The organism is Jeotgalibacillus terrae (assembly GCF_016908195.1).
In the GTDB taxonomy this organism is placed as follows: Bacteria; Bacillota; Bacilli; order Bacillales; family Jeotgalibacillaceae; genus Jeotgalibacillus; species Jeotgalibacillus terrae.
The window spans coordinates 13699-34795 of sequence record NZ_JAFBDK010000015.1; the positions used below are offsets into that span (position 1 = coordinate 13699).

22 protein-coding genes are annotated in these 21097 nt (G+C 39.8%); 17 read left to right on the forward strand and 5 right to left on the reverse strand.

The window, feature by feature from the left end:
- The first annotated feature begins 1 nt into the window (after position 1).
- The 6 genes from trpB to odhB all read left to right on the forward strand — a co-directional run bounded on the left by trpB (position 2) and on the right by odhB (position 8432).
- A complete protein-coding gene (gene trpB, locus JOD21_RS14045; RefSeq protein ID WP_204730224.1) occupies positions 2–1201 on the forward strand; it encodes a tryptophan synthase subunit beta in 1200 nt (399 codons plus the stop codon).
- The gene (gene trpA, locus JOD21_RS14050; protein WP_204730225.1) at positions 1201–1977 is read left to right on the forward strand and encodes a tryptophan synthase subunit alpha; all 777 of its coding nucleotides are present in this window, start codon (positions 1201–1203) and stop codon (positions 1975–1977) included. Before trpB ends, trpA begins: the two co-directional genes overlap by 1 nt.
- Positions 1978–2060: 83 nt before the next feature.
- Positions 2061–2732 carry a response regulator transcription factor gene (locus JOD21_RS14055; protein WP_204730226.1) on the forward strand — a complete coding sequence of 224 codons (672 nt, stop codon included), beginning with the start codon at positions 2061–2063 and terminating at the stop codon, positions 2730–2732.
- The gene (locus JOD21_RS14060; RefSeq protein WP_204730227.1) at positions 2729–4114 is read left to right on the forward strand and encodes a HAMP domain-containing sensor histidine kinase; all 1386 of its coding nucleotides are present in this window, start codon (positions 2729–2731) and stop codon (positions 4112–4114) included. Before JOD21_RS14055 ends, JOD21_RS14060 begins: the two co-directional genes overlap by 4 nt.
- A 209-nt stretch (positions 4115–4323) precedes the next feature.
- Positions 4324–7143, forward strand: a complete 2820-nt coding sequence (locus JOD21_RS14065) for a 2-oxoglutarate dehydrogenase E1 component (RefSeq protein ID WP_204730228.1) — start codon at positions 4324–4326, stop codon at positions 7141–7143.
- 14 nt (positions 7144–7157) lie between these two features.
- Positions 7158–8432, forward strand: a complete 1275-nt coding sequence (gene odhB / locus JOD21_RS14070) for a 2-oxoglutarate dehydrogenase complex dihydrolipoyllysine-residue succinyltransferase (protein WP_204730229.1) — start codon at positions 7158–7160, stop codon at positions 8430–8432.
- 90 nt (positions 8433–8522) lie between these two features.
- On the opposite strand, the gene JOD21_RS14075 is transcribed toward odhB, so the two are convergent.
- Entirely contained in the window at positions 8523–8657 is a 135-nt protein-coding gene (locus tag JOD21_RS14075; RefSeq protein ID WP_204730230.1) for a sporulation histidine kinase inhibitor Sda, read from the reverse strand.
- A gap of 184 nt (positions 8658–8841) precedes the next feature.
- Between JOD21_RS14075 and JOD21_RS14080 the strand changes: the two genes are divergently transcribed.
- From JOD21_RS14080 to JOD21_RS14100, 5 genes are all read left to right on the forward strand, one after another.
- Positions 8842–9903 (forward strand): C45 family autoproteolytic acyltransferase/hydrolase, encoded by a 1062-nt coding sequence (locus tag JOD21_RS14080; RefSeq protein ID WP_204730231.1) that lies wholly within the window; start codon positions 8842–8844, stop codon positions 9901–9903.
- 58 nt (positions 9904–9961) lie between these two features.
- Complete coding sequence (locus JOD21_RS14085; protein ID WP_204730232.1) at positions 9962–10165, forward strand: DUF6501 family protein; 204 nt, start codon at positions 9962–9964, stop codon at positions 10163–10165.
- A 9-nt stretch (positions 10166–10174) separates the two neighbouring features.
- Positions 10175–10570, forward strand: coding sequence for a Rok-like winged helix domain-containing protein (locus JOD21_RS14090; RefSeq protein ID WP_204730233.1), 396 nt, complete (start codon positions 10175–10177; stop codon positions 10568–10570).
- Positions 10571–10663: 93 nt separating this feature from the next.
- A complete protein-coding gene (locus tag JOD21_RS14095; protein WP_204730234.1) occupies positions 10664–11536 on the forward strand; it encodes an ATP-binding protein in 873 nt (290 codons plus the stop codon).
- Positions 11537–11545: 9 nt separating this feature from the next.
- Positions 11546–13459 (forward strand): vWA domain-containing protein, encoded by a 1914-nt coding sequence (locus JOD21_RS14100; protein ID WP_204730235.1) that lies wholly within the window; start codon positions 11546–11548, stop codon positions 13457–13459.
- Positions 13460–13723: 264 nt separating this feature from the next.
- Here JOD21_RS14100 and JOD21_RS14105 read toward each other — a convergent pair whose 3' ends face one another.
- Together JOD21_RS14105 and JOD21_RS14110 are read right to left on the reverse strand one after the other, a co-directional pair.
- On the reverse strand, positions 13724–14902 hold the full coding sequence (locus tag JOD21_RS14105; protein WP_204730236.1) for a toxic anion resistance protein: 1179 nt from the start codon (positions 14900–14902) through the stop codon (positions 13724–13726).
- Between the two features lie 15 nt (positions 14903–14917).
- Complete coding sequence (locus JOD21_RS14110) at positions 14918–15535, reverse strand: 5-bromo-4-chloroindolyl phosphate hydrolysis family protein (RefSeq protein WP_204730237.1); 618 nt, start codon at positions 15533–15535, stop codon at positions 14918–14920.
- Between the two features lie 267 nt (positions 15536–15802).
- On the opposite strand from JOD21_RS14110, the gene JOD21_RS14115 reads away from it, so the two are divergent.
- Both JOD21_RS14115 and JOD21_RS14120 read left to right on the forward strand, forming a co-directional pair.
- On the forward strand, positions 15803–16135 hold the full coding sequence (locus JOD21_RS14115) for an ArsR/SmtB family transcription factor (protein ID WP_204730238.1): 333 nt from the start codon (positions 15803–15805) through the stop codon (positions 16133–16135).
- A gap of 79 nt (positions 16136–16214) precedes the next feature.
- Positions 16215–16571, forward strand: a complete 357-nt coding sequence (locus JOD21_RS14120; RefSeq protein WP_204730239.1) for a DUF1033 family protein — start codon at positions 16215–16217, stop codon at positions 16569–16571.
- 15 nt (positions 16572–16586) lie between these two features.
- On the opposite strand, the gene JOD21_RS14125 is transcribed toward JOD21_RS14120, so the two are convergent.
- On the reverse strand, positions 16587–17708 hold the full coding sequence (locus JOD21_RS14125; RefSeq protein WP_239581612.1) for an AI-2E family transporter: 1122 nt from the start codon (positions 17706–17708) through the stop codon (positions 16587–16589).
- A 94-nt stretch (positions 17709–17802) separates the two neighbouring features.
- Here JOD21_RS14125 and JOD21_RS14130 point away from each other — a divergent pair, with 94 nt between their 5' ends.
- From JOD21_RS14130 to JOD21_RS14140, 4 genes are all read left to right on the forward strand, one after another.
- Positions 17803–18081 (forward strand): YkvA family protein, encoded by a 279-nt coding sequence (locus JOD21_RS14130; RefSeq protein ID WP_239581613.1) that lies wholly within the window; start codon positions 17803–17805, stop codon positions 18079–18081.
- 208 nt (positions 18082–18289) lie between these two features.
- On the forward strand, positions 18290–18490 hold the full coding sequence (locus JOD21_RS14135; protein ID WP_039809180.1) for a cold-shock protein: 201 nt from the start codon (positions 18290–18292) through the stop codon (positions 18488–18490).
- Between the two features lie 139 nt (positions 18491–18629).
- On the forward strand, positions 18630–18758 hold the full coding sequence (locus JOD21_RS19510) for a hypothetical protein (protein WP_275579603.1): 129 nt from the start codon (positions 18630–18632) through the stop codon (positions 18756–18758).
- A 78-nt stretch (positions 18759–18836) separates the two neighbouring features.
- Positions 18837–19289 (forward strand): YkvA family protein, encoded by a 453-nt coding sequence (locus JOD21_RS14140; RefSeq protein ID WP_204730242.1) that lies wholly within the window; start codon positions 18837–18839, stop codon positions 19287–19289.
- Between the two features lie 39 nt (positions 19290–19328).
- Here the strand turns inward: JOD21_RS14140 and JOD21_RS14145 are convergent, their stop codons facing one another.
- The gene (locus JOD21_RS14145; protein ID WP_204730243.1) at positions 19329–20933 is read right to left on the reverse strand and encodes an ABC-F family ATP-binding cassette domain-containing protein; all 1605 of its coding nucleotides are present in this window, start codon (positions 20931–20933) and stop codon (positions 19329–19331) included.
- Positions 20934–21097 lie beyond the last annotated feature (164 nt).

Sequence of the window (21097 nt, forward strand, 5' to 3'; positions counted from 1 at the left end):
TATGACAACCTATACACAACCCGATTTAAATGGTCAATTCGGTCAGTTTGGCGGCAGATTTGTCCCTGAGACACTTATGCAATCTGTCATTGACCTTGAGAAAGCATATAGAGAAGCAAAAGAAGATCCTGACTTTCAAAAAGAGCTCAATCATTATCTCAAAGATTATGTTGGAAGAGAAACGCCTCTTTATTTCGCAGAAAACCTGACAAAAAAAGTCGGCGGTTCGAAAATCTATCTGAAAAGAGAAGATCTCAATCATACAGGCGCCCATAAAATCAATAATACAATTGGGCAGGCGCTTCTTGCAGTGCGCATGGGTAAAAGAAAAATTGTCGCAGAAACTGGTGCCGGGCAGCATGGTGTTGCAACTGCAACAGTATGTGCGCTGTTAAATCTGGAATGCGTTATTTTTATGGGTGAAGAAGATATCAGAAGACAGGAACTGAATGTGTTCCGGATGGAATTGCTTGGGGCTAAGGTTGAATCTGTATCACAGGGCAGTGGAACACTAAAAGATGCCGTGAATGAAGCGATGAGGTACTGGGTTGCAAACGTGGAAGATACACATTACATCATCGGTTCTGTACTAGGGCCACATCCATTCCCTGAAATGGTGCGGGACTTCCAAAGTGTAATTGGACATGAAACGAAAGCTCAAATCATTGAAAAGGAAGGACGTCTTCCTGATGAAATTATTGCCTGCATAGGCGGAGGAAGTAATGCAATCGGTATGTTTTATCCATTTATAGACGATTCAGATGTTTTGCTGACCGGTGTGGAAGCAGCAGGGTCAGGTATTCATACTGATAAACATGCAGCTACACTGACTGCCGGTGAAGTCGGTATTCTCCATGGATCACTTATGTATCTGCTCCAGAATGAGGATGGGCAGATTCAGGAAGCACACTCTATCTCAGCAGGCCTCGACTATCCAGGAGTCGGACCTGAACATAGTTATCTGCACGAAATTAAGCGGGTATCATATATCTCAATTACAGATGATGAAGCACTCGAAGCCCTGCAGCTACTCTCTAAAACTGAAGGGATTATTCCCGCTCTAGAAAGCGCCCATGCCGTTTCAGAGGCCGTTAAAAGAGCAGAGAAAGGCAACGCAGATGACATCATTGTGATTTGCCTGTCAGGGCGTGGGGATAAAGATGTGAATACTGTAAAAGCAGCACTGGAAGGTGAAGAATAATGGGAAAACATGAGATCAGTCAGGCAATTGAGACAGTTAATCAAAACGGATCAAAAGCTTTCGTTCCATATATTATGGCAGGAGATCCAACAATAGATGCACTAAAGGATCAGCTCCTTTTCCTGCAAAACAGCGGGGCAACAGTCATTGAACTCGGGATTCCGTTTTCAGACCCGGCAGCTGACGGTCCAGTTATTCAGGAAGCAGGGAAAAGAGCATTAAAGAATGGTGCTTCTTTACCTGCTGTGTTAAGCGCCCTGCAGGAGATAAAAGACGAAGTGACTGTTCCAATTGTACTGATGACGTATATTAACCCTTTATACAAATATGGTCTGGATAGAGTATTCAACGATATAGAAAAATCAGGTGTATCCGGTTTGATTATTCCTGATTTACCTTATGAACAAAATGCGCTGATCAGTCCATATATCAAGCAGACAGATCTTGCATTGATTCAACTTGTAACACTGACAAGTCCTGATTCAAGAATTAAAATGCTTGCAGAAGCTTCTGAAGGCTTTTTATACGCAGTCTCAGTAACTGGAATTACTGGAGAACGTTCGAATATCAGTGACAGACTTGAAAGTTTTATCAAACAATTGAAAGAATACAGTAAAGTACCGGTTCTTGCAGGCTTTGGAATATCTACACCTGAACAGGTAAAAGAAGTGTCATCTTACGGCGATGGCGTCATTGTAGGAAGTAAAATTGTGGACCTTCAATATAAAAATCAGCAAAAAGACATTGAATCACTGATACATGCTGCAGTGAAATAATCTACAAAAACCGGTTTCCTCCGCAGGAAACCGGTTTTTGTTATAGAATAAGAGATAACCTATGTTTATAAGGTGGCGAAACGATGAAAAATAGAATATTGGTAATCGAAGATGAAAAAAACCTGGCCAGATTCATTGAACTGGAATTACAGTATGAAGGCTATGAGGTTGTAACAGAACATGACGGCCGCGATGGACTGAATAGGGCACTCAGTGAAGCTTTTGACCTGATTTTGCTTGATCTGATGCTGCCTTCTCTTAGCGGAATGGAGATCTGCAGAAGGATTAGACAGGCTGAAGATCTGCCCATTATCATGATAACTGCAAAAGACGGCGTAATGGACCGGGTTTCAGGTCTTGACAGTGGGGCAGATGATTACATCGTGAAGCCTTTTGCCATTGAAGAATTGCTTGCTCGAATGAGAGCGCTCATGAGAAGAACAGGAAGTGATTCACAGGATACACTGAATCATAAAGACCTTTCTTTAATGACAAAATCGTATAAAGTGGAAAAAAACGGTCAGGAAATTATCTTAACCAATAAAGAGTTCAACCTTCTCAAAATGTTATTAGAAAACAAAGACATTGTACTGACGAGAGACAGAATTATTGAGAAAGTGTGGGGATATGACGCTGAAGCTGAGACGAATGTTGTGGATGTGTATATCAGGCACCTGAGAAATAAAATTGACCCTGATCAGCCTTCAGCTTATATCGAAACTGTGCGCGGAACCGGGTATGTGATCCGGTCATGACAAGTCTGAAAATAAAATGGAACCGTCTGTCCATCAGATGGAAATGGATGCTATCTGCTTCAGCAACGATTTTTCTGGCGTTTACATGCTTCAGTATCATTCTGATCGTAGCCATGAGCCAGTGGATGATACAGGAGGAAAGAAATACGCTGACAGAAGTGTTAACAGATCTGAAAGATTTCTATGAAAATCGTAATCCGGTCATAACGAATAATGATATTGAAGAAGGAAGAGACCTTGCTGAGCAGATTTATGAGAGAGGTCAGATTATTCATTTTTATAATGAAGATGGATTTGAAATTTATCAGATCCAGCGTAATGACTCATCGCTTTCTGTTCCATTTAAGCCGGTAAGTGAGACTGAAATTGAAAGGAACAGGCTTGATGGGAGTGCTGTTCTGGTTGGACGGACTCCTGTGGTTACAAACAGTTTCAGAGGATATATTGAGATTATCCACCCGCTCAGTGCTTATACTGCACAATTGAACTATATGATCTTCCTGTCAGTCATCCTGCTAGTAGCTGCATTATTCTTCAGTTCGTATGCAGCATTTTTATTATCAGGTAATTTCATAAGACCTATCACAAGGCTAGGGGAAACGATGAAAAAGACACAGAAAGAAGGGTTTCAGCATCAGCTTCCGGAACCTGAATATCAGGATGAAATCGGCGGATTAATTGAAATTTTTAATGACATGATGACGGAGCTTGAGAAAAACTTTGTCAAACAGAAACAGTTTACAGAAGATGCCTCACATGAAATGAGGACTCCTCTTCAGATTATGGAAGGACATTTAAATCTTATTAACAGATGGGGTAAAAAGGATCCTGAGGTCCTTGAGGAATCTCTCCAGATCTCAATGCAGGAAATAATCAGGATGAAAAAACTGGTTAATGATCTGCTAATGCTTTCAAGAGCTGACAGGGATGTCAAGGCAAGTGAGATAACTCCGTCAGATTGTGCTGCAGTCATTGAAAAAACCATAGAAAAAATGCAGTCGCTCCACCAGCACCGTACGCTTAAAACAAATATTGAACAGGGAAATGCGCTGATTGAAAAGGACCATCTTGAGCAGGTACTGATTATCCTGATCGAGAATGCACTTAAATACTCTGATGATCGAGTAATCGTTTCCGGAACTGTTTATTCTGCGCATTATGAAGTAAGCGTTGAGGATTTCGGAGAAGGAATCCCTGAAGAAAATCTGCCTTTTATTTTTGACAGGTTTTACAGAGTTGAAAAGTCGAGAAGCAGAGAACTGGGCGGTAATGGCCTTGGCCTTTCAATTGCCAAAAGACTGCTTGAAGTGTACCGTGCTGAAATTGACATTTCCAGCGAACCTGGTCATACAGTTATAAAAATCATTCTGCCTTTGGAATAAAGGCTGACAAAAGCACGCTACTATTGAATTTGTATTCATTTTTTATTGCATAAAATTTTGAAAAAATCGATCTAAAAGCTTTATCTCATTCCTTTACAGTGATAAAATGGCTCTGTAAGCGTTTTAGCTCACCATAATTACTATATTTACATAGCAAATCACTCTATGACTCTTAAAGTGATTTGTCCAATACGTTGGAGGTTTTCAAAATGAGAAAACAGTCGGAGCAGCAGGATCCATCAGTATTAACTTTTTCTGGTCCAAACCTGGGCTATATGATGGAAATGTACGACCTTTATCAAGAAGACCCGTCTCTTGTTGATGAAGAATTACAGCAGTATTTCAAAGAAAATGGCTCTCCGTACAAAGAGAAGTCCAAACAGACTGAAGTAGCGATTGAAGGAACTGATTACAGCAAAGTGATTGCTGCAGTTCAACTTGCAGAGAATATCCGCACTTATGGACATCTTGCTGCAGATATCAATCCGCTCCATGACAAAGAAAAAGACAGTGAAAGAATTGATCTGGAAACTCACAATCTGACTAAGGAAGATCTTGAAAAGATTCCTGTCGATATTCTGATTGAAAATTCTACAGATGAAGTAACAAATGGATATGAAGCCATTGAATATTTAAGAAAAATGTACACAAAGACAATTGCTTTCGAATATTCACATGTCCATGACCGTAAAGAGAAGAAATGGCTGAAAAATTACATTGAATCTGGTTCACTTGATGCAAAAATTGAAGATGAAAAGAAAAAAAGTATTCTAAAAAGACTCATGCAGGTTGAAGGGTTTGAGAACTTTGTCCATAAAACATTTGTCGGACAAAAGCGCTTTTCGATTGAAGGACTTGACACGATGGTTCCGCTGTTAGATGAAATTATTCAGTCAACAGTTGAGAAGGGTGCTTCCTCTATTAATATCGGCATGGCACACCGTGGACGTCTGAATGTACTTGCACATGTTCTTGAAAAACCGTATGAAATGATCTTCGCTGAGTTCCAGCATGCACCAAGCAAAGACCTTATACCTTCTGAAGGCTCTACGGGTATTACTTACGGGTGGACTGGTGATGTTAAGTATCACCTTGGTGCTGACCGCAATGTGAGCAAAGATGAAGCGAAAACACGCGTAACACTTGCGAATAACCCGAGTCACCTTGAAGTAGTCAGTCCGATTGTTGCCGGTTACACAAGAGCAGCACAGGAAACACGTTCGAATCCTGGAATTCCCGATTTAAAAGAGCAGGCGTCACTTGCCATTATGATTCATGGAGATGCAGCATTCCCAGGGCAGGGCGTGGTAGCTGAAACACTTAACATGAGCCAACTGAGAGGGTATCATACAGGCGGTTCTATTCATATTATTGCGAATAATATGATCGGGTTTACGACTGAATCATTTGATTCAAGATCTACAAAGTATGCTTCAGATACTGCTAAAGGTTTTGAAGTTCCGATCTTACACGTAAATGCTGATGATCCTGAAGCGTGCCTTGCTGCAGCGATTATGGCCAGCGAGTACCGTGCTGAATTTGGCAAAGACTTTGTGATTGATCTTATTGGTTACAGACGTTTTGGTCATAACGAAATGGATGAACCAATGGTGACAAATCCGGATTTATATCAATATATTAAAAATCAGGATAACGTGCGTAAGCTATATCAGGATAAGCTCGTATCCAATGAGACAGTGTCAGCTGAAGAAGCTGAAAAAATGATTGAAGAAAACACAGCCAAGCTTCAAAAAGCGTATGATACAGTACCAAAATCTGAAAAGGATCCTGATACTGATATGAATCCGCCTGAAGACGTTCAATCAAAGCTCGAACATATTACGACTGCTGTTGAATATGACAGGCTGAAGAGACTGAATGAAGATTTATTAAATTTCCCTGAAGAATTTAACGTATTTAAAAAGCTTGAGAAAATACTTCAGAGAAGAAATGATCCTTTCGAAAAAGATGGAAAAGTCGACTGGGCACATGCTGAAACACTCGCATTCGGCAGCATTATTCAGGACGGGACACCAATCCGTCTGACAGGTCAGGATTCTCAGCGTGGAACATTTGCTCACCGTCACCTTGTCCTTCACGACGAAAAAACGGGAGAAGAATACACACCGTTACATCATATTTCTGATGCAAATGCATCTTTCTGTGTGTATAACAGTCCGCTAACTGAAGCAGCTGTAGTCGGATTTGAATATGGATATAATGTCTTTTCAAAAGAAACGCTTGTTCTGTGGGAAGCGCAATATGGGGATTTTGCAAATATGGCTCAGGTCATGTTTGACCAGTTTGTTTCTTCAAGCCGTGCAAAGTGGGGACAGAAGTCAGGTCTTGTCATGCTATTACCGCATGGTTATGAAGGACAGGGTCCTGAACACTCTTCAGCAAGAATGGAGAGATTCCTGACACTAGCAGCTGAAAATAACTGGACAGTTGCAAACCTGACAAGTTCTGCTCAGTATTTCCATATCCTTCGAAGACAGGCGGCAATTCTGAAAAAAGAAGAGGTACGTCCGCTCGTTATTATGACACCTAAGAGTCTTCTCAGACATCCGGTTGTATCGAGAAGTGCTGAAGAGTTGTCTGAAGGAGCCTTCTCACCAATTATCGAGCATCCAGAGCTTGGTAAAAATGAAGAAGCAGTAGAAAGAATCGTCCTGTCATCAGGTAAAGTTGGTATTGACCTGATTGAAAGAGCAGAGAAAGAAGAAAATAATGACTGGCTGCACCTGGTACGTGTTGAAGAACTCTATCCATTCCCAATGGAACAACTTAAAGAAGTATTCAGCCGTTATAAGAACTTAAAAGAAATTATCTGGGTTCAGGAAGAGCCTAAGAACATGGGTGCATGGACGTTTGTTGAACCCCGTCTGAAAGAACTTTCACCTGAAGGATCTGAAGTATCTTATATCGGCAGACGCCGCCGAAGCAGTCCAGCTGAAGGCGATCCGACAGTACACAAAAAAGAACAGCAGCGTATTCTTGAAAAATCAGTAGTTAAAGGGAAAGAATAGAGGAGGAAGACACAGTGGCAGAAATTAAAGTTCCGGAATTAGCAGAATCAATTACAGAAGGTACAATCGCACAATGGCTTAAGCAGCCTGGAGATGAAGTAGAAAAAGGCGAATACATTGTAGAACTTGAAACTGATAAGGTAAATGTTGAAGTCATTTCTGAAGAAGCAGGTGTAATTAAAGAGCTGAAAGCTGAAGAAGGCGACACTGTTGAAGTTGGACAGGTAATCGCAATTGTTGAAGCTGGTGAAGGCGGAGGCAGCAGTTCTTCAGATGAATCAGATAACGAGTCTTCTGAAGATAAATCTGAAGAAGCCAAGCCTGAGGAAAAAGAAGAAAAGAATGCTGATGAAAACGTTGAAAAACAGGAAAGCTCAGATAAAAAAGAACGTACAATTGCTTCTCCTGCCGCTCGCAAGCTTGCTAGAGAAAAAGGTATTGACCTTTCCAAAATCCAGACAGCTGATCCAATGGGACGTGTGAGAAAGCAGGATGTAGAAGCACACGGAACTGATTCACAGAAGCAGGAAAAGAAACAGGATGCGCCGAAGAAGCAGGAAACACCTGCAGCGAAAAAAGATGATGGCAAACCGGTAACAAGAGAAAAAATGTCCCGCCGCCGTCAGACAATCGCTAACCGTCTTGTAGAAGTACAACAGACAGCTGCAATGCTGACTACGTTTAATGAAATTGATATGACACACGTGATGGATCTTAGAAAGCGTAAAAAAGATAAGTTCCATGAAACACATGATGTGAGACTTGGCTTCATGTCATTCTTTACAAAAGCCGTAGTAGCAGCACTTAAGAAGTACCCTTATGTTAATGCTGAGATCGACGGAGACGAAGTAATCCTGAAGCATTATTATGATGTAGGTGTCGCTGTGTCTACTGCTGACGGACTTGTAGTGCCTATCGTAAGAGACTGTGATAGAAAGAACTTCGCTGAGATTGAACAGGAAATTGTCAATCTGGCTGAAAAAGCTAAAAACAAGAAGCTTCAATTGAGTGATCTTCAGGGTGGATCATTTACGATCACTAACGGTGGTGTATTCGGCTCACTGCTTTCTACCCCAATTTTAAATGGACCACAGGTTGGTATTCTTGGCATGCATACCATTCAGCTGCGTCCGGTAGCAATTGATGCCGAAAGAAGCGAAAACCGTCCTATGATGTATATTGCGATGTCTTATGATCATAGAATCATTGATGGAAAAGAAGCAGTAGGATTCCTTAAAATGGTTAAAGAGCTGCTTGAAAATCCGGAAGACCTGTTACTTGAAGGGTAACTAAAAAGACAGGGCCAGTCCAATTGTTGGACTGGCCCTGTTACGTTCATAATAAAAGCACACAGTAGATCACTGCGTGCTTTTTAAACATTATTTCCGATGTCGGCCGGCGTGAATACCTCTTTTTTGAATTTCCCTTTTTAAAATCACCTGTGTATCGTGTTCTCCATGTTTCTCAGCGTCGCGGTAAGCAGATAAAAGCTGTTCATTACTTAAGATTTTCAATGGATAGAACCTCCTTAGTGATTGTTAATGGAATATTCTTAACTTTCCATTAACGTCATTATACGATGAAGATATCTTGTCTTCAACCGGTAATTCGGGTTGTTATCTAAATGTTATATAACCGTATTAAAAGTGGAAAGAAAAGAAAATTTGAATCATAATGAATGAAAAAGGACATGATGCTATGCAGCGGTTTCATATAGATGTGATTAAAGGAAAAGGGTCTTATTATGATCTTGGGCTAAAAGCAGGAGCGCTTTTCAAACAGACTCCTTTATATCAAACTCATGTAAACAGACGCGAAAAATCCAAAAGATCATATCAGCTGGATATGAAAAAAGCAGAAGAGCACATAAAATCTTTTGCTCCGGGAATATGGGATGAATTAAATGGATTGAGCACTGAGCTCGGATGGGGACTGGAAAATACTGTACATGAATATTCAGGCTGGCAGCAGGATTGGAAAAAATCAGGCTGCTCAGTACTAATGAAACAGAATTTTTTTGCAAGAAACTACGATTTTCATCCAAAAACATATGAAGGCAGACTCATGATCTGGCAGCCTGATAATGCCTATGCATCAATTGGTGTAGCCGGCCGGATGATTGGCCGGATAGACGGCATGAATGAAAAAGGGTTATGTGTGGGCTTTCATTTTGTTAACAGAAAAAATCCAGGAGAAGGGTTTACCTGTTCAGTAATCGCGCGATTCTTACTTGATAGCTGCGCAAATGTCCGGGAAGCTGTAGCAATGCTTAAAGCTATCCCCCATAGACACGCGTTTAATTACACGCTTTACGATGCATCAGGTCAGCATGCCATCGTTGAAGCATCTGCTCTCGGAGTCTCTGAAAGACGCCAGAAAAATGATATCGCATGTACCAATCATTTCGAAACGCCTGAAAAACTTTCTGAAAACCGGTATCAACTGAAAGAGTCAAAATCAAGACTCAGCACAATTAATGAGCAATCTGCTACAACCACTGATCCGCTCAGTGCATTTTATCTGTTTAATGATCCATCATACGGAATTTTCAAAAAGAATTACGGCAGCTGGTCAGGAACCATTCATACAGTTGTCTATAACCCTGATGATCTGTCTGTCCTTTTTGGTGCAGGAGAGAATGCCGTCCCGCTTTATATAAATTTTAAAGACTGGCTCTCAGGACAGAGGTATCCGGTAACAAGGATTTTCGGTAGCGTTGATACAGGAGAACAATTCAGTCATGTGAATACAGGCTATTAACATTCACTGAAATTAACGATATACTAACGATAAAGATTATTGAAAGGGGTTTTGATCCATGCTTCACTTAGACTGGGAAAACCGGGAAACAATAAAACAAGTTAAATGTATACACGACAATGCAGCAAAATATGTCGTAAACAATGTATTAACTGTTGGTAAAACGTACGATGTTAAAAATGAAACTGAAGAATTTATTTTTATTATTGATAATTCAGGTAAAGTAGGCGGCTTCTATAAAGACTACTTTGAAGAGGTATAGGAGCTCAACATGTTTAATGAACGTGCAGCTTTAAAAATCCGTCTTGAACAAATGGAAGATTCAGAGATCAGGATTTTGCAGGAGTTCAGAGATGAACGGGAAAAAATTCTTCAAAGATTACGGGAATTAGATCAGTCTGAGGCTGCAGAAAAAGGCTCAGCTTCATCCGCTTCTCAGCAGACTAAACCCGTTAATACCGGAAAATCAAAAAAAATGCACGCTGCTGCGATCGAAGTTCTGAAAAAGAAACTAGAACCGGTGAAAGGTACAGATATTCAGTTCTACGTAGAAGAAACCACTGGATTCCGCGTAGCCAATATTACAACCTTTATGAAAACCATCCAGCGTCATTTTCCTCAGGTCAGAAAGCTTGACCGGGGGTTGTATATATATGAAAAAGAGTAAGGGATATCCCCCTTACTCTTTTTGATTAGTTGAACATCCAGCCTAAAGAACGGTACAATAAGTCATTGATGTTAAATGAAAAGGATGATTGAAATGAAATTAAATACACTGCCTGAAAATATCAGGGAATTAATTGAAAATAGTCCTAAGGGAGAAACAGATCCCGCAGGCAGAATCGGGACAGGGGGATATACTGCTGATGACCAATCAGTTTTACATGATGTACTGGTCAGTCTGTCATTACAAAAAAATATTCTGCTGAAAGGACCGACAGGGTCAGGAAAAACAAAGCTCGCAGAAACTGTCAGCTATACTTTTAATCAGCCAATGTATAGTATTAACTGTTCTGTTGACCTCGACACTGAAGCGATGCTCGGATTTAAAACAATTGAACAAATTGATGGCAAATCATCAATCACCTTTATTGAAGGACCTGTCATTCAGGCAATGAAAAAAGGGCATATTCTTTATATCGATGAAATCAATATGGCAAAGCCTGAAACACTGCCTATTTTAAACGGCGTACTGGATTACCGACGGACAATTACCAATCCGTTCACAAATGAGGTCATTACGGCCGCAGAAGGGTTTAAAGTGATCGCGGCTATCAATGAAGGTTATATCGGAACCGTACCTTTAAATGAGGCCTTAAAAAACAGATTCATCGTTGTAGATGTTCCTTATATTAAAGGAGAAACGCTGAAAACCGTTTTACAATCTCAAAGTACTCTTCAGGATGAGCGTCTGATTGACCAATATGTACAATTATCAGCTGATCTTTTTACACAAGTACAAAATGGACAGGTATCAGAAGAAGCTGCATCGATCAGAGCACTGCTCGATACTTGTGATCTGTCAGTCTACTTGCCTCCTAAACGTGCCATTCAAAGAGGTATTATTGACAAACTTGAGGATGATAGAGAAAAATCTGCCGTCAAAAATATCGCTGAAACTATTTTTGAGTGAGGTGATGATATGCAGCGCTTTATTCAATTCAATGACGAACAGGTTAACTCATTCCGCTTAATGCAATTGATTGATCTGGCTAAGACCCTTACCGGACAAAAAGAAATGAACGTTGAATACAGTCCGATGAATTACCTTGACGTTTCTGAAAACACGGTATTTGTCAGTCATTTTTGGGATCATCGTCCTGAAATTGAAGAGTGGCACGGACTGATTACTGATATATTCTTAAGAGCTGAAGGTGCATATAAGCATTCAGAGCCTGAGGTCATCAGACAATTTATCCGGTATACACATACACTTGACCATCCATCATTTGCAAAACAGCTATTTATGCTGATAGAGGATGCAAGACTTGAGGAAATTGTTAAGAAAAAGAGGCCGGGGACTAAAACTGCATTTAATACGAGAAGAAACATATATGAAAAGTATTTTGAGTCTCAATTAAATGTGCATCAGGTAAAAGGTGTAACAACGGATGCCTTTTTTAATCTGATTTATTTATTGATCTTTGCCAAATCACCGATCGATGACTGGCCTTCTATTCAGCCGGAACTGAATCTCGCAAAGCCCTTTATCACACAGCAGATTGAAAAAGTACATGAAACATCCTCAACGGCAGACTCCGTTAAGATCTGTAAAGCTTTGTGTGACGTAACGGATGAGCTGTTTAAAAAAGATATGCTGAACGAATATTTTCATCTTCCCGAGAAAACAATTGAAAACTGGGCGGAAGGGCTGACATTTGAAGACCTGAAGCGAAAAGACTCCTTGATCAACGATGATACTGAAAAAGAAAAATCAGGTGATGAAGAGGTTGAAGATGAGGAGTTTAAAGCCTGGCACCGTGAGTCAAAAGAAAAGGGTGAGTCATTTCTTCAATTTGAGCTGGAGGCCGGGACTAAAACGTCTATAGATACAGAAGCAGCCAGAGAAGGGGACGAGCAGGAACAGGCGCTGGCAAGCGTACAGGGCAGTTCTAAAAAAGCAAACAGAAGCGATTTTGATCAGGAAGATACAGATAGAAGATCAGATGAAGAGAATAAAGGCGGCAGCTCAAAGTACGGTAAAGAAAATGAAAATGCCTTTCCTGTATTCGAAGAAATTAAGCCTGTTAAGCCTGAGGAAAAAAACCTGTATGAGCAATATAAAAAAGAAGTATCTCTTTATCAGAAAAAGCTTCAGAAAATTATTGAGAAAACGCTTGATCATAAAAAAACCAGTCCGAGAACACATCTTATGAAGGGAAGGCTCAGTAAAAATCTTATGCCGTTATTTACTGATGAAAAGCCGAGAGTTTTCTATAAAAAAGATAAAGAGTCTCCTAAAATTGATGCTGCATTTGAATTACTGCTCGATTGCTCAGCTTCTATGTATGACAAAATGAATGAAACGAAAAAAGGCCTCGTACTGTTCCATGAAGCCTTGAAGTCAGTTCAGGTGCCGCACGAAATAACAGGCTTTTGGGAAAATGCTCCGAAAGCCGGACAGAACGGACAACCCAATCATTTTAAGACTGTAATACCATTTGACAGCAGCCTGTATCAGCAGGATGCAGCAGAAATTATGCAGCTTGAACCTGAAGAAGATAATAGAGATGGCTATGCGATCAGACATATGACGGAAAGACTTGAAAGAAGAAGTGAAAAGCAGAAGTTTCTACTAGTATTTTCTGATGGTGAACCGGCTGCAGCGGATTATGAACAAAATGGGATTGTTGATACTCATGATGCTGTACTTGAAGCAAGAAAAAGAGGAATCGAAGTAATGAATGTCTTTCTATCCACTACAGAGATTCCCGAGAGTCAGAAGGAAGTCATTCAAAATATATACGGACGGTTCAGTTTGTTCCTTCAGGATATTGATGAGCTTCCGGATGTTCTATTTCCACTTTTGAAAAGGCTGCTTCATAAAAGCATATAAAGGCTGAATATCATATCATCCTTCAGACGGAGCAAATTTCATGCTCTGTTACCGTTTCTGATTCTCTTTAATTGACTACACTAAGAGTAGCAAATAAAGAGGAGATGAAAAGTATGAATACAAATCATCAGGCACGGCTAGAAGAATTCAGCCGTCATAACGAAAAAGTGAATAAAAACCAATGGAAAGCAACAAAACGAAAAGCATTCAATTGGATGAGAAAAATGTAAAAACCGCTGTGTATGTGACCACAGCGGTTTTTTCTTATCCCCGTTTATTCTTCAGCTGAAGTAATTGCTGTTTCAATTCAGCTTCCATCGCCTGAATCTCACCTTCAGCCTGTCTTCTCTTTTGACGGCCTTCTTCCTGAATTCGCAGCGTTTCTTCAAGCGTTGTTACTAGATTCGACTGAGTTGTTTTTAATGTTTCGATATCTACGATTCCACGCTCATTCTCTTTTGCGGTTTCAATACTGTTAGTTTTCAGCATTTCAGAGTTTTTCAGCAGAAGCTCATTTGTTGTTTTTGTAACCTGCTTTTGTGCCTCAACTGCACGCTGCTGTCTAAACAGCGTGAGAGCGATTGCAATCTGATTCTTCCAAAGCGGTATAGCTGTCAGGATCGAAGCCTGAATCTTCTCAGCCAGGGCCTGATTAATATTCTGGATCATTCTGATCTGAGGTGCACTCTGAATAGTGATCTGTCTGCTTAACTGTAAGTCATGAATTCTTTTATCGAGTCTGTCTAAAAACTGCATCATATCATTAACTTCCTGATAAGCCATCTGGTCACTGCTTTTTTCAGCTTTATCGCGAAGAGCAGGGATTACGTTATTCTCAAGGTCTTCACGTTTCAGTTCAGCAGCTGCAATATAAATATTTAAAGCCTGGAAATATTCTTTATTTTCGTTGTATAACTGGTCGAGCATGTGAATATCATCCAGTAATGATTTTTTTGAGTGATCCAGCTTCACACTGATTCTGTCAACCTGTGCGCCGACCTTTTGATACTTTGATAAAATTTCATTCACTGAGCGGTTTACTCTGCTGAACAGCTTAGATATTACATTTTTCTTTTGATCAGACAGCTCATCAGGATCAATCTGCTCTAACCGGTTCATCAGTTCTTTTAATATATCACCAATGGGTCCAACATCTTTCCGCTGAACATGATCTAACATCGCATGTGAAAAGTTCGAAAGCTTGGACTGTGCAGCTGTTCCGTATTGCAAAATCGATTGATGATCTGCCGGATCAATCTGTTTAGATAACTGCTCAGCCTGTCTGCGGTCTTCTTCAGGAATCACATCCACAAGACGCTTAGGAGTGGATGCGGTCTGTTCCTGCTGTATGGTCGTCATTTCATTATCACCAAATGGGTTGGCGAGTAAGTCATCAAGTTTTGATGACTGCGTGTCCGTTTTAACATATTGATTGTCCTGCATACATATAACCTCCCGCTATTTCTGCTCTATCGTATTTTTTGCCATATCCAATTCAATGCGCAGTGTATCAAGATCATTTGAAAGCACCTTCATCAGATCTTCTTCAAGCGACCGGTTCAGCTCGTGAAGGGTTTGTCTCGTATCTTCAAGAGAAACAAGTACTTCTTTATTTTTTACCGGCTGAGTCACAAGCATTGTGTATTTTTCAGTCAGTTCCACTGCATGGTCAAGATGATAAAAGAAAAATCTCTCTGAAGCATAAAACCGTTTTGGATCTTTTTTAACGATCGTAAAAATTCTTCTCGAGAATTTGATCATATCATTCAGCTGTCTCATTGCAGAGATTGATCTGATTTGAAATTGTTTAGCCTGAAGCCGCGACAGTTTTTGCTGGGCCTCTTTTAAATTGCTTTGAATATACTGAAATTCACTTTTAGTTAATCCATATGATTTAATTAATGATCTTCTTTGAAACCATTTAATTGCGTAAAAAGGGAGTATGCCTCCCACTACACCTGTAAGCATAGAGGTGATGAAGGACATGTCCATCATAAACAGGGCTGTAATCCATGTAATCACAGCGATTGGCAGTGATACACCGAGACGGGTGAGAAAGTTCAATATCTGTTTCATAGCCATCTTCTCCTTATAGGACTTATAGTATCTTATACGGCTGAGACGATGATTAGTTTCATTTATTTATTCTCTATCTATTGTCTAATATTCATCACCAGTAAGCAAGCAAAGCGGCGCTAACTAACACTGATAGACTTAAAGACTATTAAAAACGAAATAAATACCATTATGAGTAGCTTTTTATAAATCTATCAGGGTATAATATAATTCGAAGGTACTATTTATGAGCCATTGGGTTTATTTTTTGGAAGCGAGGGGCTAGAGATGAGTCAACAGATTGAGTACTCACATGAATTAGCAGATCTATATCGATTATTTGGCGACCGGACAAGATTAATCATGGCAAAAAAGATGTCAGAAGAAGAATGGACAGTGTCTGAATTCGTCCAATTGTTCAGCATCAGTCAGCCTCTTGTCAGTCAGCATATAAAAAAACTGAAAACTGCAGATTTAATTACCGAGCAGCGTCAGGGTAAAAGAATTTTATACAAATTGAATGAACAGGCTGAACACTATGATCTGGTAATGAAAATTATCCATCCGCTTAAAGAAAAAGAAGCGGAAAAAGCAATGAATTATGAAACTGTAAATGTATAGAACCTGAGCAGATTCTTTTCATTTCAGGTCTATGTCCAGTACACTAAAAGCAGCACACTAAAGAAAGGCGGTGCTGCTTTTGTGGCGTATTGTACAGCTGAAAAGTGATGCAGAACCATGGTGGTTTTTAGATGGATGGGAATCAGATATCGTAAAAGAATGGACTTTTGATACGAAAAAAGACAGCTTTACTTTTTATAAAGAATTAATGGAGAAACAACTGCTGCACTATGAAAAAGTGCGGGTGAAAAGAGGGACACAATCTGCCTTTTGGGATCCTGATGAATTTTTCTTTTGTGATGATTGTGATGAAGACCTGCAGGTATACCACGGCTTTATTTTATTTCAGCAGCAGATACCATTTACGAAAGATCATATGACGGATGATGAAAAAAGGTTTTTTGAATCTATTTTCACACAAAAAAAAGAGGCCTGATCAAAGGCCTCTTTTTTATACCATTTTACTCTTTTTCATACGCTGATCATCATATCGCTTGCGGATCGTAATAAAGCGGTAAGCATTAACTACGATCGCTTTACCGACTGCATAAGTCGGGACAGCCATAATAAGACCGAGCAATCCTCCAAAACTTCCGGCTACAAGCAGCAGGAAAATAATTGTAAGGGGATGGACCTGAAGTTTTTTACCCATTACCTGAGGAGAGATCAGGTTACTCTCAATTTGCTGGGCAACGATAACAACAACTATGACCAGCAGCGCAATTAAAGGTGACTGTATGAATCCAACAACCAAAGCCGGAATCGTACCAATGAAAGGTCCGACAAAAGGAATAACATTTGTCAGCATGGCAACCAGCGCCAGAACTATCGAATATTCGAGACCGATGATTAAATACCCTATATAAAGAAGCACACCTACACAAAAGCTGACAATCAGCTGTCCCTGAATATAAGAGCTGAGTGCAACATCCATATCCTGAAGAACTTTTCTGCCTTCAGGACGAAATTCTTCCGGTGTAAAACGGAGAAATTGCTCAGGCAGTTTCTGGCCGTCTTTTAACATATAAAATAAAACAAACGGGATGGTGACAATCACGATCGCAATATTTGTGATCACGCCAATGATAGACATCAGGTTAGAACCGATTGCATCAAGTGAGCCCTGCAGCGTACTTGCTACCCGCTCAGTGATATCCTGAATGGAAAAGTCCTGCTGCTGCTGAATACTTTTAAACCAGTCAGACTGAACTAAATTCAAAGTCATCGCAGAAAGTTCATTGAATATAGTCGGAATGTTTTCAACCAAAGCATTGAACTGGCGTGATAATGGAGGTCCGACTAAGAAGATAAGACCTGTAATCAGTCCGATTCCTGCAAGGTAGATCAATAATATTGAAATACCACGGGGCAGATATTTTGCAGCAAAATTTACAATTGGCCTCAGCAGATAATAAAGTACCCCGGCAATTGCGATTGGTGCAAAAAGGGTTGTCACGATAATGACAATTGGTGTGAAAATATAGTCCACCAATGACAATAAATAAATAATAATCAAAATGGTAATTAAGCCAAAACCGAAACGGAACCATTTTGACTTTGCTAATTCATTCAATACTTTTCCCTCCATATGTATGTATAATTGACAATATCATAACCTACACAGCACCATTATGCTAACAAAATATTCAAACCGAAGGAGTCGTTTGATGAAATTTATCAAGAGAATTCAATTCGTTTTTCATTTTAGAAAGTCACTGCCGTTTATTAAAGATTTTTTTACTTCATCAGCTGTACACCCGTTAAAAAAAGTTATGACCGCTGGATTAATTGTTGCTTATGCTGTCATGCCGGCAGATATACTGCCTGATTATTTGTTTTTAATCGGCATAACAGATGATATTGCTTTTACGGCATTCATGCTGCAACTGGCTGTAAAGATGGCTCCGCCCGAGCTTGCAGAGAAGCATCAGCTGCACATTAAATAATTTTCAGCAAAATTTTAACTAATTAATTTGACATTCAACTTAAAGGCTGTATAATAAGGGTAACAAGTCAATAAGCAATGATACCTGCATGACAAGATTCACATATTACAAAGAGTGATCGGAAAGCACGGTACTTTTTGTAATATGTGAATTTTTCTATTTACGGAAAGTTGCATATTGTCAATTTATTTTTTGGAGGTTTTTCATTATGAAAACTGGTACAGTAAAATGGTTTAACGCAGAAAAAGGTTTCGGATTTATCGAAGTTGAAGGAGAAAACGACGTATTCGTACACTTCTCAGCTATCACAGGCGAAGGCTTCAAGTCTCTTGACGAAGGCCAGCAGGTTGAATTCGAAGTGGTTGAAGGTAACCGCGGACCACAAGCAGCTAACGTTGTAAAACTGTAATTGTTGATATAAAAACCGCTCTCTTAACTGAGAGCGGTTTTTTTCATATCCTTTTTGTCTGACTAAGTCCCAAGAGCTAATATAAGTGCCTATACGTTCAGGCTTACCAGGCATAGTCTAATAGCAGGGGGGAATAGAGATGAAAGATAAAGAACCGATTAAGTCCTCAAAACCGCATCCTTTTGATTCTTTTTGGGAATTCCAGAGAAAAAAATCAGAACGCAGCGGAAAGAAAGAAGAGTCAAAGTCAAAACCATATTGGTGGTAATTTATATACCGGCTGTCTTATGATAGAAATAGGAGCCGGTTACATAGAACATTTGCCGTGCAGAAGGAGGAGTCAGCTTTGGAACAAACCCGTGAAGAACAGGAAAACTTTTATTTTAAGCTAAGAAATAAGATTGACAACTTTTTAAAAGACAAGACAGGAAGAAATCATAAGTATGCAAAGTACCTGTTATTTGCACCGGATATCTTCTACCTGTTGATTCAGGTTGTCAGAGATAAGAGAGTTTCAGGTAAGGATAAAGCGATGGTTGCAGGCGCGATCAGTTATTTTATACTCCCCCTGGATTTAATTCCAGAAGGACTGATCGGTCCTGGCGGATATATCGATGATCTGGTTGTTGCGTCTTTTGTTTTACAAACGATTGTCAATAACCTGTCACCTGATATTATCAGAGATCACTGGGCAGGTGATGAAGACGGACTGAGTGTCATCAATAAAATTGCAGGGCTTTCAGATAAAGTGCTGAAAAAAGGTACATTGCCTGCATTGCTTAAAAAATTTCAAAAATAAAAACTGCCGGTTATCCGGCAGTTTTTTCATATCATCACATCAAGATGATACGCGTTCTTTATTCCACTCTAAAAATTCATCATAAGTCAGCTGCTTGTCCGTAATCTGGCCATCTGTAATATCAATAATACGGTTAGCAATTGTCTGAACGAACTGATGGTCATGTGAAGTGAAGATCATCGCGCCTTTATAATTGATCAGCCCATTGTTCAATGCTGTGATTGATTCTAGGTCTAAGTGATTCGTAGGCTCATCAAGAAGCAGAACATTGGCTTTTTTCAGCATCATTCTTGACAGCATACAGCGTACCTTTTCTCCACCTGAAAGAACGGAAGGCTTTTTCTTCACTTCTTCACCGGAGAATAGCATACGTCCAAGGAAGCCTCTCAGGAACGTTTCACTTTCATCTTCAGGACTGTACTGTCTTAACCAGTCAACTAGGTCTGATTCCTGACCTTCGAAGTATGAAGAGTTATCATGAGGGAAGTATGACTGTGTCGTTGTCACGCCCCACTTGAAGCTGCCACTGTCAGGCTCAATTTCTCCCATCAGAATACGCATCAGCGTCGTTTTAGCAATTTCATCAGTACCTGCAAGCGCAATTTTATCATCTTTGTTCATTGTAAAGCTGACATTATCGAGTATTTTAACCCCATCGATTGTCTTAGAGATATCTTTTACCTGCAGTACATCATTACCGATTTCACGTTCCATTTCGAATTGCACGAAAGGATATTTACGTGATGACGGTTTTATATCATCGAGTGTAATTTTCTCGAGCATTTTCTTACGTGATGTTGCCTGTTTGGATTTAGATGCATTTGCACTGAATCTTGCTACGAACGCCTGAAGTTCTTTAATCTTCTCTTCCTTCTTGCGGTTTTGATCAGAAACAAGTCTTTGTGCAAGCTGACTTGATTCATACCAGAAATCATAGTTACCCATATAAATCTGAATTTTACTGAAATCAAGGTCAGCAATATGCGTACATACTGTGTTCAGGAAGTGACGGTCGTGTGAGACAACAATCACAGTGTTCTCGAAATTAATGAGGAAGTCTTCAAGCCATAGGGTCGCTTGAATATCAAGACCGTTAGTCGGCTCATCAAGTAAAAGAACATCCGGCTTGCCAAACAGTGCCTGAGCAAGCAGCACTTTAATTTTTTCAGAACCTGTCAGTTCAGACATTTTTTTATTGAAATAATCTTCACCGAGTCCAAGACCCTGAAGTAAAATAGCTGCATCAGACTCAGCTTCCCAACCGTTCATTTCACCGAATTCACCTTCAAGCTCAGCAGCTTTAATGCCATCTTCATCTGAAAAATCTTCTTTCATATAGATTGCATTTTTTTCCTGCATGACTTCATACAGACGTGTATGCCCCATAAGCACGACATTCAGTACTTCTTCTTCTTCATATTCAAAATGGTTCTGCTTCAGCACAGCAAGACGTTCATCAGGTCCCATAGACACGTGACCTGTCTGCGCTTCGAGCTCACCTGAAAGAATTTTCAGGAATGTTGATTTTCCAGCGCCGTTTGCACCAATTAATCCGTAGCAGTTACCCGGGTTAAATTTAATATTCACATCTTCAAACAGTTTGCGGTCTCCAAAACGAAGACTGACATCTGATACTTGTATCATTTAATAATCCCTCCAAGAAAACATATCAATACATTATAGCACTTCTTGACCTGCTTGGAAATGCATATCCGAATTACACTCAGTTCAAGAGTCTTAAATTTGAAATAATCTTTTCATGTGAGATAGAATGGATCATAAGCAATGAATTGAAAGGCGGAGATGGT